18 protein-coding genes and 1 pseudogene are annotated in these 13,701 nt (G+C 59.5%); 8 read left to right on the top strand and 11 right to left on the bottom strand.

Annotated features, from left to right (window positions below; translation table 11 throughout):
* On the top strand, positions 1–588 hold the full coding sequence (locus C667_RS25500; protein WP_016245702.1) for a hypothetical protein: 588 nt from the start codon (positions 1–3) through the stop codon (positions 586–588).
* Positions 589–600: 12 nt separating this feature from the next.
* Here the strand turns inward: C667_RS25500 and C667_RS02265 are convergent, their stop codons facing one another.
* The 9 genes from C667_RS02265 to C667_RS02225 all read right to left on the bottom strand — a co-directional run bounded on the left by C667_RS02265 (position 601) and on the right by C667_RS02225 (position 7,050).
* Positions 601–1,425 carry an abortive infection family protein gene (locus C667_RS02265; RefSeq protein ID WP_039920595.1) on the bottom strand — a complete coding sequence of 275 codons (825 nt, stop codon included), beginning with the start codon at positions 1,423–1,425 and terminating at the stop codon, positions 601–603.
* Positions 1,426–1,432: 7 nt separating this feature from the next.
* The gene (locus tag C667_RS02260; protein WP_004356309.1) at positions 1,433–2,257 is read right to left on the bottom strand and encodes a hypothetical protein; all 825 of its coding nucleotides are present in this window, start codon (positions 2,255–2,257) and stop codon (positions 1,433–1,435) included.
* A gap of 3 nt (positions 2,258–2,260) precedes the next feature.
* A complete protein-coding gene (locus tag C667_RS02255; RefSeq protein ID WP_004356308.1) occupies positions 2,261–2,509 on the bottom strand; it encodes a hypothetical protein in 249 nt (82 codons plus the stop codon).
* Positions 2,510–2,547: 38 nt separating this feature from the next.
* Positions 2,548–3,288 carry a type-2 restriction endonuclease gene (locus C667_RS02250; RefSeq protein ID WP_004356305.1) on the bottom strand — a complete coding sequence of 247 codons (741 nt, stop codon included), beginning with the start codon at positions 3,286–3,288 and terminating at the stop codon, positions 2,548–2,550.
* On the bottom strand, positions 3,289–4,956 hold the full coding sequence (locus C667_RS02245; RefSeq protein WP_004356304.1) for an Eco57I restriction-modification methylase domain-containing protein: 1,668 nt from the start codon (positions 4,954–4,956) through the stop codon (positions 3,289–3,291). It abuts the gene before it with no gap.
* A 71-nt stretch (positions 4,957–5,027) separates the two neighbouring features.
* Positions 5,028–5,615: a recombinase family protein gene (locus C667_RS02240; protein WP_011222055.1), complete on the bottom strand. Its 588-nt coding sequence runs from the start codon at positions 5,613–5,615 to the stop codon at positions 5,028–5,030.
* A gap of 243 nt (positions 5,616–5,858) precedes the next feature.
* Complete coding sequence (locus tag C667_RS02235) at positions 5,859–6,395, bottom strand: hypothetical protein (protein ID WP_003159187.1); 537 nt, start codon at positions 6,393–6,395, stop codon at positions 5,859–5,861.
* An 11-nt stretch (positions 6,396–6,406) separates the two neighbouring features.
* On the bottom strand, positions 6,407–6,802 hold the full coding sequence (locus C667_RS02230; RefSeq protein ID WP_003159186.1) for a type II toxin-antitoxin system VapC family toxin: 396 nt from the start codon (positions 6,800–6,802) through the stop codon (positions 6,407–6,409).
* Complete coding sequence (locus tag C667_RS02225) at positions 6,799–7,050, bottom strand: AbrB/MazE/SpoVT family DNA-binding domain-containing protein (RefSeq protein WP_003108276.1); 252 nt, start codon at positions 7,048–7,050, stop codon at positions 6,799–6,801. Before C667_RS02225 ends, C667_RS02230 begins: the two co-directional genes overlap by 4 nt.
* 181 nt (positions 7,051–7,231) lie before the next feature.
* Here C667_RS02225 and C667_RS02220 point away from each other — a divergent pair, with 181 nt between their 5' ends.
* Complete coding sequence (locus C667_RS02220; protein WP_003159185.1) at positions 7,232–7,798, top strand: recombinase family protein; 567 nt, start codon at positions 7,232–7,234, stop codon at positions 7,796–7,798.
* Between the two features lie 62 nt (positions 7,799–7,860).
* On the opposite strand, the pseudogene intI1 reads toward C667_RS02220, so the two are convergent.
* Positions 7,861–8,382: pseudogene (gene intI1, locus C667_RS24650) on the bottom strand (class 1 integron integrase IntI1); the annotation flags it as partial.
* A 157-nt stretch (positions 8,383–8,539) separates the two neighbouring features.
* Here intI1 and blaOXA point away from each other — a divergent pair.
* The 6 genes from blaOXA to C667_RS02205 all read left to right on the top strand — a co-directional run bounded on the left by blaOXA (position 8,540) and on the right by C667_RS02205 (position 12,738).
* A complete protein-coding gene (gene blaOXA / locus C667_RS24645) occupies positions 8,540–9,340 on the top strand; it encodes an OXA-46 family oxacillin-hydrolyzing class D beta-lactamase (protein ID WP_004356283.1) in 801 nt (266 codons plus the stop codon).
* Positions 9,341–9,554: 214 nt separating this feature from the next.
* Positions 9,555–9,920: a hypothetical protein gene (locus tag C667_RS25495; protein WP_157302114.1), complete on the top strand. Its 366-nt coding sequence runs from the start codon at positions 9,555–9,557 to the stop codon at positions 9,918–9,920.
* Between the two features lie 16 nt (positions 9,921–9,936).
* On the top strand, positions 9,937–10,725 hold the full coding sequence (locus C667_RS24640; RefSeq protein ID WP_004356282.1) for an ANT(3'')-Ia family aminoglycoside nucleotidyltransferase AadA4: 789 nt from the start codon (positions 9,937–9,939) through the stop codon (positions 10,723–10,725).
* Between the two features lie 204 nt (positions 10,726–10,929).
* A complete protein-coding gene (locus tag C667_RS24635) occupies positions 10,930–11,277 on the top strand; it encodes a quaternary ammonium compound efflux SMR transporter QacE delta 1 (RefSeq protein WP_000679427.1) in 348 nt (115 codons plus the stop codon).
* Positions 11,271–12,110, top strand: coding sequence for a sulfonamide-resistant dihydropteroate synthase Sul1 (gene sul1, locus C667_RS02210; RefSeq protein WP_000259031.1), 840 nt, complete (start codon positions 11,271–11,273; stop codon positions 12,108–12,110). Before C667_RS24635 ends, sul1 begins: the two co-directional genes overlap by 7 nt.
* Before the next feature lie 127 nt (positions 12,111–12,237).
* Positions 12,238–12,738, top strand: coding sequence for a GNAT family N-acetyltransferase (locus C667_RS02205; protein ID WP_000376623.1), 501 nt, complete (start codon positions 12,238–12,240; stop codon positions 12,736–12,738).
* A gap of 56 nt (positions 12,739–12,794) precedes the next feature.
* Here C667_RS02205 and C667_RS02200 read toward each other — a convergent pair whose 3' ends face one another.
* Positions 12,795–13,700, bottom strand: coding sequence for a TniB family NTP-binding protein (locus C667_RS02200; protein WP_004356276.1), 906 nt, complete (start codon positions 13,698–13,700; stop codon positions 12,795–12,797).
* Position 13,701 lies beyond the last annotated feature (1 nt).

Below are 13,701 nucleotides of genomic sequence, written 5' to 3'. Positions count from 1 at the left end.
ATGCAATTCAAAGTCACGCTCTACGTGAATAAGTCGTTGGGCGGGATAACGGTCGAAGGGAACACCGTCCAATGCCTCCGGCGGACAGACGAGCGCACAGCCACAGGACGCCGACGCCAGCGAGTCATCTGCACCATCGACCGCTGGGCATCGGAGCTTTCCGCCGAAGCCCGCGAACTGCTCACCGAAGAAGAGCAAGCGGAATGGGCCGCATGGAAGGTTAAACACGATGCGGAGTACCGCAAAAAGCAGCTTGGTATCGCCCTAGATGCCGTCACCAAGACGATGGAAGCGGCCACCACGGCGCTACGCGAGTGCGTGGCTAAACCTGCTGACCCCGCTGCAATGTGGGCCGCCATCGAGGCGCTATCTGCCGAACTGGAGAAGGCTGGCCACGAGAAACCTAAGCGGCCACGAGGCCGCCCACGGACGAATGATGACGACGACGATCAACTCATCGAGCACTGGCCGATGGGCACTCAGCCGCCTCTGCCGAATTTCGCCCCACCGGGCACAGAGGCACACCGCCAGTACCAGAGCCTGCTCGACAACTTTGAGGCATATCGCCGGGCAAATGAAGATAGCTAGCTATATAGCTATCTAAAATGGAATGCTCTCATCCCACGGAAACCGTGCAGCCTGCTGCTCTGCCACCTTGGCCTGAGCCTTGATCTTCGTTTCCAACGCCTTGATGAAGCGGATGGATGCCGCGACGTGGTTGAAGATCAGCAGGCTTTCCTCGTAGTTCAGGATCGGGTTGTCGTGTGCAAGGCTCTTGTTGTTGCGCACATCATTGAAGGCTTCCAGCACTGAGATACTGGACTTCAAAATGCGCTCGGTCATGGCCGACTCAAGGTGGCCACCTTCCCGGAGCGCCTTGACGTACTCGCCGAAGACACTGTGCAGCGGCTTGTCACGAGTGATCGTGATGCCGTGCGGCTCGCACGTCACACGGATGAACTTGTTGACGAAGGTATGTAGTCGATCCAGCCCGCCCTCGGGCTGGTTCTTCTCGATGGCTTCGCGGATATGCTCTGCCACCACCTCGAAATCCCGCTCATCTGCGATGGCGGTCAGCGCATCCAGCTCGGCCACCGGCTGGTCACTGAGAAGACGCTGGGCAATCTTTCGGCAGTCGTCGATCAGCAGCGGATTGCTGTCGCCAAAGCACTGCTCATCGGTCGCATACTCGATCAGCCCGCCAATGACCCGCCCCACGACATGATTGCCATCCACATCCCAGAAGGTACGCATCCGATTGGCCTTGGACGTACCCCGCGCCTTGTACCGTTCGGCATCAATCTCGACCCGGTACTCATCGAAGAAGTCACCGAAGGTGCGGTCAGAGAAGTTCAGGACATAGCCGCCACCCATACCAAGCAGCTTTTCCAGCTTGCGACGCTCACTTCCGCTCAGATCGGACATAGCTCCCCTACGCCATCTTGATCCACGCCATACCGACAAGGGCCGTCAGGACAAGCCCGGCAAGCACGGTGCTGGCATAGTGGATATACAACCGCCGCAACGCCCAGCGCACAGGCCGGGCTTCTGCCCGTCTCTGCTCGGCAATGAGTTGGGCACAGGCTCGATCACGGGCCTGCAACTCCGATGTGGCACGTTCCTCGGCGTAAAGAACTGCGGCCAGATAGTCGAGCATCCGGTGCTCGGTGATGTTCTGCTTCCACGTCTCGACTTTGACTAACGCTCCGGCCAGCATGGGTCTGGATCGGCCTTCGCGATGCTCGGGGTCGGTGTAGTCGAAGACCAGACCGAACTGCTCATAAAACCAGTTGCGCCGTGCCTTGTTGTCACCATGCCCCTGTCCGGCCAGCAGCTCGATACCATTGACGGTCGCCTCGGGCCACTGCTGCACCCACTGGACGATCTCATTCATCAGATAGGTGCCGATACGCTGACCATCCAGCCCCGGCAAATCAAGGAATACAGCCCCTTTCGACATCGAGGTCGAAGTCAGCGACACAGCGTTGAAGTTGCGCGAGTAGCTGCCATCAAACCGCCCTTTTCCACCATCCCGGTGCGAAAACTTGGCTGTGATGCGCTGGTAGGAAAGCCGAATGGACGCCTCGTAGATCGTCCCATCCCGAGGATCGCGCCGATAGGTTTCCTCCCGCTCGACAAGCACCCAGCCCAATGCCTTGTCATCCGGGCGATCCTTGTCTTTGATCTCCAGCACGAGGATGCGCGGCTTTACGCTCTGGCCCTCGCGCCACCCGTTGTCGAAAGAAGGCAGCGCCATCGTCTAAGCGGTCTGCTTGATCTCGTCGGCCACTTGGCGGCAGACGGCCCGGACATCGAGCGAACCAGATGCGATAGCCTCAAGGGTGCCGTCATCAAGCGACTGCACAATTCGGGTAGCCCGGCGCTCCAGCTCCTGACGAGCGATGCGCTCCCAGTCGCTGACCTCCAGCAGTGATGCCAATGCCGCTTCATCAGCGCGTCCATACCCGCGCAAGACCTCTGAAAGCGCCTCAGTTGTGGTTGTCACCATCGTCCGGCCTCCAAGCCCGAATGATCGAGAACGGGCAATCAGCCCAGTCGTGCCGCCTCGGCGGCGATGTGCCCAGCCAAAGCCGACACGAATGTCTTGAGGCTGGTCATCGACGACAGCTCCGTGAAGTTGCCAGTATCCACCGCACTGCGTTCTGCCGCGATGACGGCAGCGGTCGTGTAGAGCTGCTCCTGCACCAATCTCTGACACAGCAAGTCATACCGCGTGAGATACGATGCCCCCTTGAACTCCTCGAAGACCGGGAAGTGCGGCGACGAGTCCCGAACGGGACGGCGGGACTCCGGCGCATCTTCGACCATCATCAGCCAGCCGACGAACGGGCGTGGCTGCTTGCCGAATGCCTCTTCCCGGTAGGCTGTCCAGAGGTCATGGGCTGTTCCGATGGCTTCCTCTGTACGGTTGTTGAAATTGTTGCTGAACGATGGCCCGACGTGGCTTTTCAGTTCGATGGCTGCGATCAGCTCGCCCTTGTAGATCACCAACAAATCCCACAGCTTTGTCGGGCGGAAGTAGCCGGGCAGGGTCAGCATCGCCCGGTTCTGGTGAATCTCGGCGTGGGCCAGACCATTGGCCTTGATGACATCGAGCACCAAGGCCAAGAATCCGTCCATGTTCTTGCCGCCTGTGACGCCAGCGCGTTCACCTTGGTCGGCCTTGCCTGACTCAATCTGCTTTTGCCGTGCAGCTTCACGGTTGCCCCAAAACGCCTTTACGGCGTCGCGGGCCTTCTGTTCGTAATCGACAAGATCAAGTGCCATTTATTCTCCATTGCCCCCAAGGGCAGATCGTTCTTCGTGGCTCAGCCCGTAGAGCCTGAACACAGCCCGGTTGCAGGCTTGCACGTCCCGCTTGATGGCTGCCTCAGCCAGCTCGCGGCGTAGCGGTTCAGGCACATCGGCCCAGCGTGGGATACGGATGCGGCGCAGGTATTGCGCTTGGAAGCGCAAGAAGCCACCTCGCATTTTCGTTGAGTACGTGGCCACGAACAGGCGCGAGACAGCGGACAGCAGCACAGCTTGCAAGGCCCGCAAATCCCAATCGTCCGAGGTAACGTAGTAAAGGTTATGGCTTGGATACAGCTCGCCGCCCTCGAAAACAATGTGCGACTCACCCTTGATGTCAGGGATCAACAGCTTGGGCCTCGCAGCCAGCGCCGGGGTAATACGGTCAATCGTGCGATACCAGTTGGCAGGAGCCTTCTTCGCGCAATGCCGACCGGCAATCACATGCCGGCGAGCCTCAAGGTAGCGGCGCAGACGCGGATACTCGCCAAGATCGACCAGCCCTCCAGACTCGGCGAAGGGGTTGATGACCCCCTGACCACGCCACTGCACTTCGCCGGTCATGATGTCTTTGGTTGTCACCAGCGGCAGCTTCCGATCAGGCTCGACATCCAGCGACTCGAAGTCGCCGATGAATGCCTTGTCAGCGCCGGTCGCAACACCAATGCCAACCTTGCACCCAGCCTCCTCGAGCAGTGGGAACGCGCCCTCCAGACGGCGAATAAGCGCCATCTGGTCAGAAGACTCCAGCAGCCACGGCTCCGCACCATTGGTCACACGGGCGAGTTCCCGCACCGGGCCAGCATCCTTCGGAAGTGTCGGTGCCGACAGCAGGCCAGCCAGCGTGGTCAGCGTGGCCCGGTCTATGGACGGGCGGTGTGCGATGCGCGTCGCCCCGCCCCCCTCACGGCTGATGATGGTGATGGCCGGATAGGCGATTACATCGGAATGGAAGGCCGGTGTATCCACCATATCGACATAGACTTTCAGGTGGAACCGTTCGGCAACAAGGCTACGCAGTGGCCCACCGTAGCGGTTCTTCATCCAGCGATCCGCGCAGATAAAGCCCAGATTGCCGCCAGCAGACAATGCCGTCAGCGACCGCTCGATGAAGGGAATGTAGATGTCCGCCCGGTCATACATCGTCTGATAGCGGCTGCGGTACTCGGCCAGCAACGGGGCCGGAATCAGCTCAGGTCGAACGTAGGGAGGATTGCCCACCACGAAATCGAACTGGCCCTCCAGCGGAGCCAGCAGGAAGTCACCCTGCGACAGCCAGCGGTCAGCCAAGGCCGTCGCAGCATTCGCCGACAGCCCCTCACGCTTGAGCAGCGCGACAACGGCAGCGTAGGTGCTACGGAAGGTGTCGTGGTGCAACTCCACCGCCCGGATGGCATCACCCAAATCATCGACCGCAGTACCATTGAGCCTTGCTGCTCGCCATGCACTCAGCAGCCGCTGAATGATCGGCAGCAAGAAGTCCCCACCACCGAACGACGGTTCCAAAAGCCGCTTTTCGTGCAGCGGTTGATCCTCGGTGTAGCCAGCCAGGTCGAGGATGAAATCGACCACCTCAGAGCGCGTGAAAATAGCCCCTCGAGCCTCGAGCCCCCCTTCTGTTGCCAACGCCTCGGTCGCGGCCATGACAGGGCATACAGCAGCGGCAACAGGCTTATGAGCAACACTTGGCGCAAATGCCATGAATGACGACCTCACTAAATCATCGGCGATGCGCCGCGCTCTGGGCGCACCGCACCAACGTGCTTGTAAATGGTGGCGCGTGAAACGCCATAGCGTTTCGCCACGTCGGCGACCTGAATATCAGGATCACGCAAAAGCGCCTTGATCTCACGGACTTGCTTGGCGTCCAGCGCGGGCTTTCGCCCGCCCTTGCGACCACGAGCACGAGCAGCAGCCAAGCCTGCTTGAGTCCGCTCCCGAATCAGATTCCGCTCGAACTCGGCCAAGGCCGAGAACAAGTGGAAAGTCAGCTTCCCAGTCGCACTGCCAGTTTCGATCCGTTCCGTGACGCTCTCGAAGCCAACACCGCGCTGCTCCAACTCCCCCACGATGCGAACCAGATCGGGGAGCGAACGGCCTAACCGATCCAGACGCCAGACCACCAACGTGTCTCCCGCACTCAGGGCGCGAAGACAGTAATCCAGAGCAGGCCGATCAGCAGACTTCCCGCTGACCTTCTCTTCGTAAATGTCGGCACATCCGGCACGGGTCAAAGCATCCCGTTGTAGGTCGAGCCGCTGGTCATCCGTTGAAACGCGGGCATAACCAAGACGCTTTCCCATACCTTTACCAAGCGTAGATAAACAGACGGATATTTTTACACATAAAGGCCGATTCCACACGGGCTTTATTGTCGTTTTCAGAAGGCGACTGCACCAGTTCACTGGGCTGGCCGCCGTGTGTGCATAGAACTTCTGACCGGGAACGGTCAGAAGTTCTATGCACGAAGCGCCGCGAGAGATCGGAATTGCTCAGAACTCTTGTGCACGGCGCGACAAAGCCGGAACCGCCGAAAATTCCGGCGATCAACCGGCAAGCTGCTTGATGCGCTCGGCCAGGCGGCCGAAAGCCTCGTTCACGTATTCCAGCACCTTGGGTTCTGCGCCCTGCGTGCGCAGCGAGTCTTTGAAGGCTTCCAGGTCGGACAGCCATTGCCGATGCAGGCGGCCCAGCTCGTCGAGCTGAGGCCGGAAGTCTTGGAGACTGCCGCTCGCACGAAACGCCTGGTAGCCACGCTCAAGCGTGGCCGCCGTGGTCAGCAGTTGCGCGCCCATTTGCTTGTGCTGTTCGGAGAACTCGGCCATGCCGTCATAGGGCCGCGAAGCCTTGCGGCGCTCGGCTTCGGATGCCTCTTCCATGATGCGGGCGTAGCGGTAGAACCCTGGGAACTCGCGGGACAGCGCCATGAGCTGCTGATCGGATGTGCCGACCCAAATCCTGTGCAGGTCAGGCCCGTACCCCATCATGCGATTGATGATGGCATGGGCCTCGCTGACACCCTGGGCGGCAAGCTGCTGCATGTGTTGGTCGATCTTCGCGGCCAGTCGGCGGAATTCGTTCATGCTCATGTCCGTCACAAAAGGCGCGTTGATTGCCCTTGCGCCGTGAGAAGTGCCACCGCCTTCTTATCGAAGGAAACGAAGGTTTCCCCGCCAAGCCAGTTGCCTTCGTAGGCAATGACGCCATCGGCAAAGTCTCCGCCCGCGTCGAGCACCAGCAAGCCAGCCTCCACGGCAGGCCGGTTCACTTCCACATTCGCGGCGGCCAGTAGTGCCCGGATCGCGCTGGCCGCGTCGGCTTGCTGGAAGCCGTAGACACGCAGCAGCACCCAAACAAATTCGCATAGGCACGGCAGCGCGACCGCGATCAACTCGGCGTCGGTCAAGACTGCGGCGGCAACGTCCGCTTGTGCGGGATCGTCACGCACAACCGCACGCACAAGGACGTTGGTATCGACTGCGACCTTCATTGCTTACCTGCCCAGCCTTGCGCCGCCGCCTCGTTGATTTCTTCGATGGTGGCAACCTTCTGCGTCTTGCCCGCGAGCAGGCCGACAAAGCTGGCTATCGTCCCTGCGGGCCGTGCCGCCTTGAGCACGCCCCGACCGTCTGGCAACAAGTCCAGCTCGATCTTGTCGCCTGGCCTGATGCCGAGGTGTTGCAGTACGTCCTTCCGAAACGTCACTTGTCCCCGTGCGGTAACGGTCAATGTGGTCATGGTGGTTTGCCCTCGCAATCAAGGTTGATGCTTCACATAGTAATGCAAAAATGCCTTACCGTCAATGTCCGTCAAACGATCATTAGTCGGCCATGCCGGACACTGTCCAGCAAAGTTATTGCACAACGGGTTGTCGGACATTAAGATAGGCGGACGGAATGACGGACAAGAGAGGCGGCAAATGGCACTGATCGGCTATGCGCGGGTATCGACGGCGGAACAGGACACCGCCTTGCAGACGGATGCGCTACGCAAGGCAGGCTGCGAGCGCGTTTTCGAGGACACGGCTTCCGGGGCCAAGGCCGACCGCCCCGGCTTGGCTGATGCGCTGGCCTACCTGCGCGACGGCGACGTGCTGGCCGTCTGGCGGCTGGATCGGCTCGGGCGCTCTATGCCGCACCTAATCGAAACGATAGGCGCGCTGGAAGCGCGAGGCGTCGGCTTCCGTTCTCTGACGGAAGCCATCGACACCACCACGCCAGGCGGGCGGCTCATCTTCCACGTGTTCGGCGCGCTGGGCCAGTTCGAGCGCGACTTGATCCGCGAGCGCACCAAGGCCGGGTTGACTGCCGCCGCCGCTCGTGGGAGGAAGGGCGGGCGAAAGCCGGTTGTCACCGCCGACAAGTTGCAGCGAGCGCGGGAGCACATCGCCAACGGGCTTAATGTCCGAGAGGCCGCTACACGGCTCAAGGTGAGCAAGACGGCCCTGTACACCGCGCTGCAATCCACCAGTGCAGCCGACTCCTGATATTCCGTGCAGTCGTCTTCTGAAAATGACATCACGCGCAGGTAGATGCGTGCGACTTTCATCTTGGAGCCCTTGCCCTCCCGCACGATGATCGTGCCGTGATCGAAATCCAGATCCTTGACCCGCAGTTGCAAACCCTCACTGATCCGCATGCCCGTTCCATACAGAAGCTGGGCGAACAAACGATGCTCGCCTTCCAGAAAACCGAGGATGCGAACCACTTCATCCGGGGTCAGCACCACCGGCAAGCGCCGCGACGGCCGAGGTCTTCCGATCTCCTGAAGCCAGGGCAGATCCGTGCACAGCACCTTGCCGTAGAAGAACAGCAAGGCCGCCAATGCCTGACGATGCGTGGAGACCGAAACCTTGCGCTCGTTCGCCAGCCAGGACAGAAATGCCTCGACTTCGCTGCTGCCCAAGGTTGCCGGGTGACGCACACCGTGGAAACGGATGAAGGCACGAACCCAGTGGACATAAGCCTGTTCGGTTCGTAAGCTGTAATGCAAGTAGCGTATGCGCTCACGCAACTGGTCCAGAACCTTGACCGAACGCAGCGGTGGTAACGGCGCAGTGGCGGTTTTCATGGCTTGTTATGACTGTTTTTTTGTACAGTCTATGCCTCGGGCATCCAAGCAGCAAGCGCGTTACGCCGTGGGTCGATGTTTGATGTTATGGAGCAGCAACGATGTTACGCAGCAGGGCAGTCGCCCTAAAACAAAGTTAGGCGTCAAAGGAAACTTAATGGCAATCCGATTCCTCACCATACTGCTATCTACTTTTTTTCTTACCTCATTCGTGCATGCGCAAGAACACGTGGTAGTCCGTTCTGACTGGAAGAAGTTCTTCAGCGACCTCCAGGCCGAAGGTGCAATCGTTATTGCAGACGAACGTCAAGCGGAGCATGCTTTATTGGTTTTTGGTCAAGAGCGAGCAGCAAAGCGTTACTCGCCTGCTTCAACCTTCAAGCTTCCACACACACTTTTTGCACTCGATGCAGGCGCCGTTCGTGATGAGTTCCAGGTTTTTCGATGGGATGGCGTTAAGCGGAGCTTTGCGGGCCACAATCAAGACCAAGACTTGCGATCAGCGATGCGAAATTCTGCGGTCTGGGTTTATGAGCTATTTGCAAAAGAGATCGGAGAGGACAACGCAAGACGCTATTTAAAGCAAATTGACTATGGCAACGCCGACCCTTCGACAATTAAGGGCAATTACTGGATAGATGGCAATCTTGAAATCTCAGCGCACGAACAGATTTCGTTTCTCAGAAAACTTTATCGAAATCAGCTGCCATTTCAGGTGGAACACCAGCGCTTGGTCAAATATCTCATGATTACGGAAGCCGGGCGCAACTGGATACTACGCGCAAAGACTGGCTGGGAAGGCAGGTTTGGCTGGTGGATAGGGTGGGTTGAATGGCCAACCGGTTCCGTATTCTTCGCGCTGAATATTGATACGCCAAACAGAACGGATGATCTTTTCAAAAGAGAGGCAATCGCGCGGGCAATCCTTCGCTCTATCGACGCGTTGCCGCCCAACTAATCAATCCAGCGGACGCCTTCGGCGCCGCTGATTTCGACGTTAGGTCCCGTTTAAAAATACGCTCAGGTAACTCGGTGCAAAGGCTCTGGCAAATGTCAACATCGGTGCAAGTTCATACATCCAGCACGCGGGAATCATTTATCGTGCCAAGGTTGTTTTCTTTGCATGGCAAGGTTTGCGCGTTATGCATCGCCACTCCCACGCGAGAACACTGATGTTCGCCAACGCCGCTTCCGTGCTCACTCAAGCAGTTGTTTGCATCTTGAAGTTTGGCGTTTTACTGGCAGCCAGTTCGTTCACCGGGCGCGGCGTCATGTCTCAATCTACTATCACCGGTTTGGGTGCTTCAACCAGGTCGGTTTGTCTGTCACACTCTCTGGAATTCTGGCAGCAGCAGCACAAAATCACCGTGGCCCGCCCTCACCTCAACTTCATCTGTCGTGTGTTTCCAGGGCGTGCCACTGGTCAAAAACCTAACTGGGCGTTCAACGTGGACGCCAACAGCGGCCATGCCTTCGGCATTTTATTGGCCGCTGTTGGTACCCTGCGCCCCTGCGGGGCTCCGGCGCCAGTTAACTAATTCGTTAGGCATCTTCATGGGTGAATTCTTTCCTGCACAAATTTCCGAGCAGCTATCCCACGCTCGCGGGGTGATCGAGCGCCATCTGGCTGCAACGCTGGACACAATCCACCTGTTCGGATCTGCGCTCGATGGAGGGTTGAAGCCGGACAGCGACATCGACTTGCTCGTGACCGTCAGCGCCGCACCTAACGATTCGCTCCGGCAGGCACTAATGCTCGACCTGCTAAAAGTCTCATCACCGCCAGGCGATGGCGGACCATGGCGACCGCTGGAGGTGACTGTTGTCGCTCGAAGCGAAGTAGTGCCCTGGCGCTATCCGGCGCGACGTGAGCTTCAGTTCGGTGAGTGGCTCCGCCACGACATCCTCTCCGGAACGTTCGAGCCTGCCGTTCTGGATCACGATCTTGCGATTTTGCTGACCAAGGCGAGGCAACACAGCCTTGCTCTGCTAGGTCCATCCGCAGTCACGTTCTTCGAGCCGGTGCCGAACGAGCATTTTTCCAAGGCGCTTTTCGACACGATTGCCCAGTGGAATTCAGAGTCGGATTGGAAGGGTGACGAGCGGAACGTCGTTCTTGCTCTTGCTCGCATTTGGTACAGTGCTTCAACGGGTCTCATTGCTCCTAAGGACGTTGCTGCCGCATGGGTATCGGAGCGTTTGCCTGCCGAGCATCGGCCCATCATTTGCAAGGCACGCGCGGCGTACCTGGGTAGCGAGGACGACGACCTAGCAATGCGCGTCGAAGAGACGGCTGCGTTCGTTCGATATGCCAAAGCAACGATTGAGAGAATCTTGCGTTGAGCAGCACGTGCGAAAAGTGCATCGACCGGCGCCCAGGCATCTGATGCCTAACTCCGCGTTGAAGTGGACGGGCTGCGCCCGCCGCTCAACTATGCGTTAGATGCACTAAGCACATAATTGCTCACAGCCAAACTATCAGGTCAAGTCTGCTTTTATTATTTTTAAGCGTGCATAATAAGCCCTACACAAATTGGGAGATATATCATGAAAGGCTGGCTTTTTCTTGTTATCGCAATAGTTGGCGAAGTAATCGCAACATCCGCATTAAAATCTAGCGAGGGCTTTACTAAGCTTGCCCCTTCCGCCGTTGTCATAATCGGTTATGGCATCGCATTTTATTTTCTTTCTCTGGTTCTGAAATCCATCCCTGTCGGTGTTGCTTATGCAGTCTGGTCGGGACTCGGCGTCGTCATAATTACAGCCATTGCCTGGTTGCTTCATGGGCAAAAGCTTGATGCGTGGGGCTTTGTAGGTATGGGGCTCATAATTGCTGCCTTTTTGCTCGCCCGATCCCCATCGTGGAAGTCGCTGCGGAGGCCGACGCCATGGTGACGGTGTTCGGCATTCTGAATCTCACCGAGGACTCCTTCTTCGATGAGAGCCGGCGGCTAGACCCCGCCGGCGCTGTCACCGCGGCGATCGAAATGCTGCGAGTCGGATCAGACGTCGTGGATGTCGGACCGGCCGCCAGCCATCCGGACGCGAGGCCTGTATCGCCGGCCGATGAGATCAGACGTATTGCGCCGCTCTTAGACGCCCTGTCCGATCAGATGCACCGTGTTTCAATCGACAGCTTCCAACCGGAAACCCAGCGCTATGCGCTCAAGCGCGGCGTGGGCTACCTGAACGATATCCAAGGATTTCCTGACCCTGCGCTCTATCCCGATATTGCTGAGGCGGACTGCAGGCTGGTGGTTATGCACTCAGCGCAGCGGGATGGCATCGCCACCCGCACCGGTCACCTTCGACCCGAAGACGCGCTCGACGAGATTGTGCGGTTCTTCGAGGCGCGGGTTTCCGCCTTGCGACGGAGCGGGGTCGCTGCCGACCGGCTCATCCTCGATCCGGGGATGGGATTTTTCTTGAGCCCCGCACCGGAAACATCGCTGCACGTGCTGTCGAACCTTCAAAAGCTGAAGTCGGCGTTGGGGCTTCCGCTATTGGTCTCGGTGTCGCGGAAATCCTTCTTGGGCGCCACCGTTGGCCTTCCTGTAAAGGATCTGGGTCCAGCGAGCCTTGCGGCGGAACTTCACGCGATCGGCAATGGCGCTGACTACGTCCGCACCCACGCGCCTGGAGATCTGCGAAGCGCAATCACCTTCTCGGAAACCCTCGCGAAATTTCGCAGTCGCGACGCCAGAGACCGAGGGTTAGATCATGCCTAGCATTCACCTTCCGGCCGCCCGCTAGCGGACCCTGGTCAGGTTCCGCGAAGGTGGGCGCAGACATGCTGGGCTCGTCAGGATCAAACTGCACTATGAGGCGGCGGTTCATACCGCGCCAGGGGAGCGAATGGACAGCGAGGAGCCTCCGAACGTTCGGGTCGCCTGCTCGGGTGATATCGACGAGGTTGTGCGGCTGATGCACGACGCTGCGGCGTGGATGTCCGCCAAGGGAACGCCCGCCTGGGACGTCGCGCGGATCGACCGGACATTCGCGGAGACCTTCGTCCTGAGATCCGAGCTCCTAGTCGCGAGTTGCAGCGACGGCATCGTCGGCTGTTGCACCTTGTCGGCCGAGGATCCCGAGTTCTGGCCCGACGCCCTCAAGGGGGAGGCCGCATATCTGCACAAGCTCGCGGTGCGACGGACACATGCGGGCCGGGGTGTCAGCTCCGCGCTGATCGAGGCTTGCCGCCATGCCGCGCGAACGCAGGGGTGCGCCAAGCTGCGGCTCGACTGCCACCCGAACCTGCGTGGCCTATACGAGCGGCTCGGATTCACCCACGTCGACACTTTCAATCCCGGCTGGGATCCAACCTTCATCGCAGAACGCCTAGAACTCGAAATCTAACGTCCGTTCGGGCATCGAGGTCCATGTCGGGGTGGGACGGGCCCGTGGCTTCAAGATCACTTGCAGTCCGACCGCGATGTCTTGGTTGCGCGAGAGGTTGTCGATATGGCCATGCTGAGTGTGCGATGGTTGATCGCTTCCTCGCCGCTCTCCACGGCGACGATGGCCGCCGCCATCAGCAAGTGCGCCAGTTCCCCTATGGTGCCCTCGCTGCGTGTGAGCAGGTAGCGAGCCATGTCCAGCGTGGCAATTGGGGAAGGCCGGCGCAGCGGGAGCGAAGCGGCGAAGCTGGCCAGCAGTGAGCAGCAATCGTCGTTGGCCTCCCATACCGGCAGCATCATCGGCTCGAAGCGATTTTCCAACTGGTCATCGGAGCGGATGGCTAGGTAGGCGTCGCGCGTGCCTACCCCAACCAACGGGATGCGCAGTTCGTTGCCGAGGAAGCGCAGCAGGTTGAGGAATTCCCGGCGGTTGACGCTGTTGCCGGCCAGCACGTTGTGCAGCTCGTCGATCACCAGCATGCGCACGCCGACCTTGCGCAGCAGTGCCAGAGCCAGTTGCTCCATTTCCGGCAACCGTGGGCGTGGGCGCAGCGGCGCGCCCATCGCGGCGAGCAGCGCGACGTAGAAGCGGATCACGGACGGCTCGGACGGCATCTGCACGACCAACACCGGGATGTGCTCCTGGTCGGCGTCGGAGCTGGCCGGGTGGGTGCGGCGGAACTTCTCGACGATCATCGACTTGCCATTGTTGGTCGGGCCAACCAGCAGCAGGTTGGGCATGCGTTGCTTGTTTGGCCACGCATAAAGGGCTTCCAGCCGGTTCAGCGCCTCGACTGCGCGCGGATAGCCGATCCAGCGGTCGGCGCGAAGGCGCTGGATGCGCTCGTCCGCCGGAAGACGGGCCAAGCCCTGGGCCGCCGGCAGCAGGTGGGACAGGTCGATGATGGGATATTCGTCCACG

Source organism: Thauera phenylacetica B4P (genome assembly GCF_000310225.1).
Taxonomy (GTDB): domain Bacteria; phylum Pseudomonadota; class Gammaproteobacteria; order Burkholderiales; family Rhodocyclaceae; genus Thauera; species Thauera phenylacetica.
This window is presented reverse-complemented; position numbering and strand designations above follow the sequence as displayed.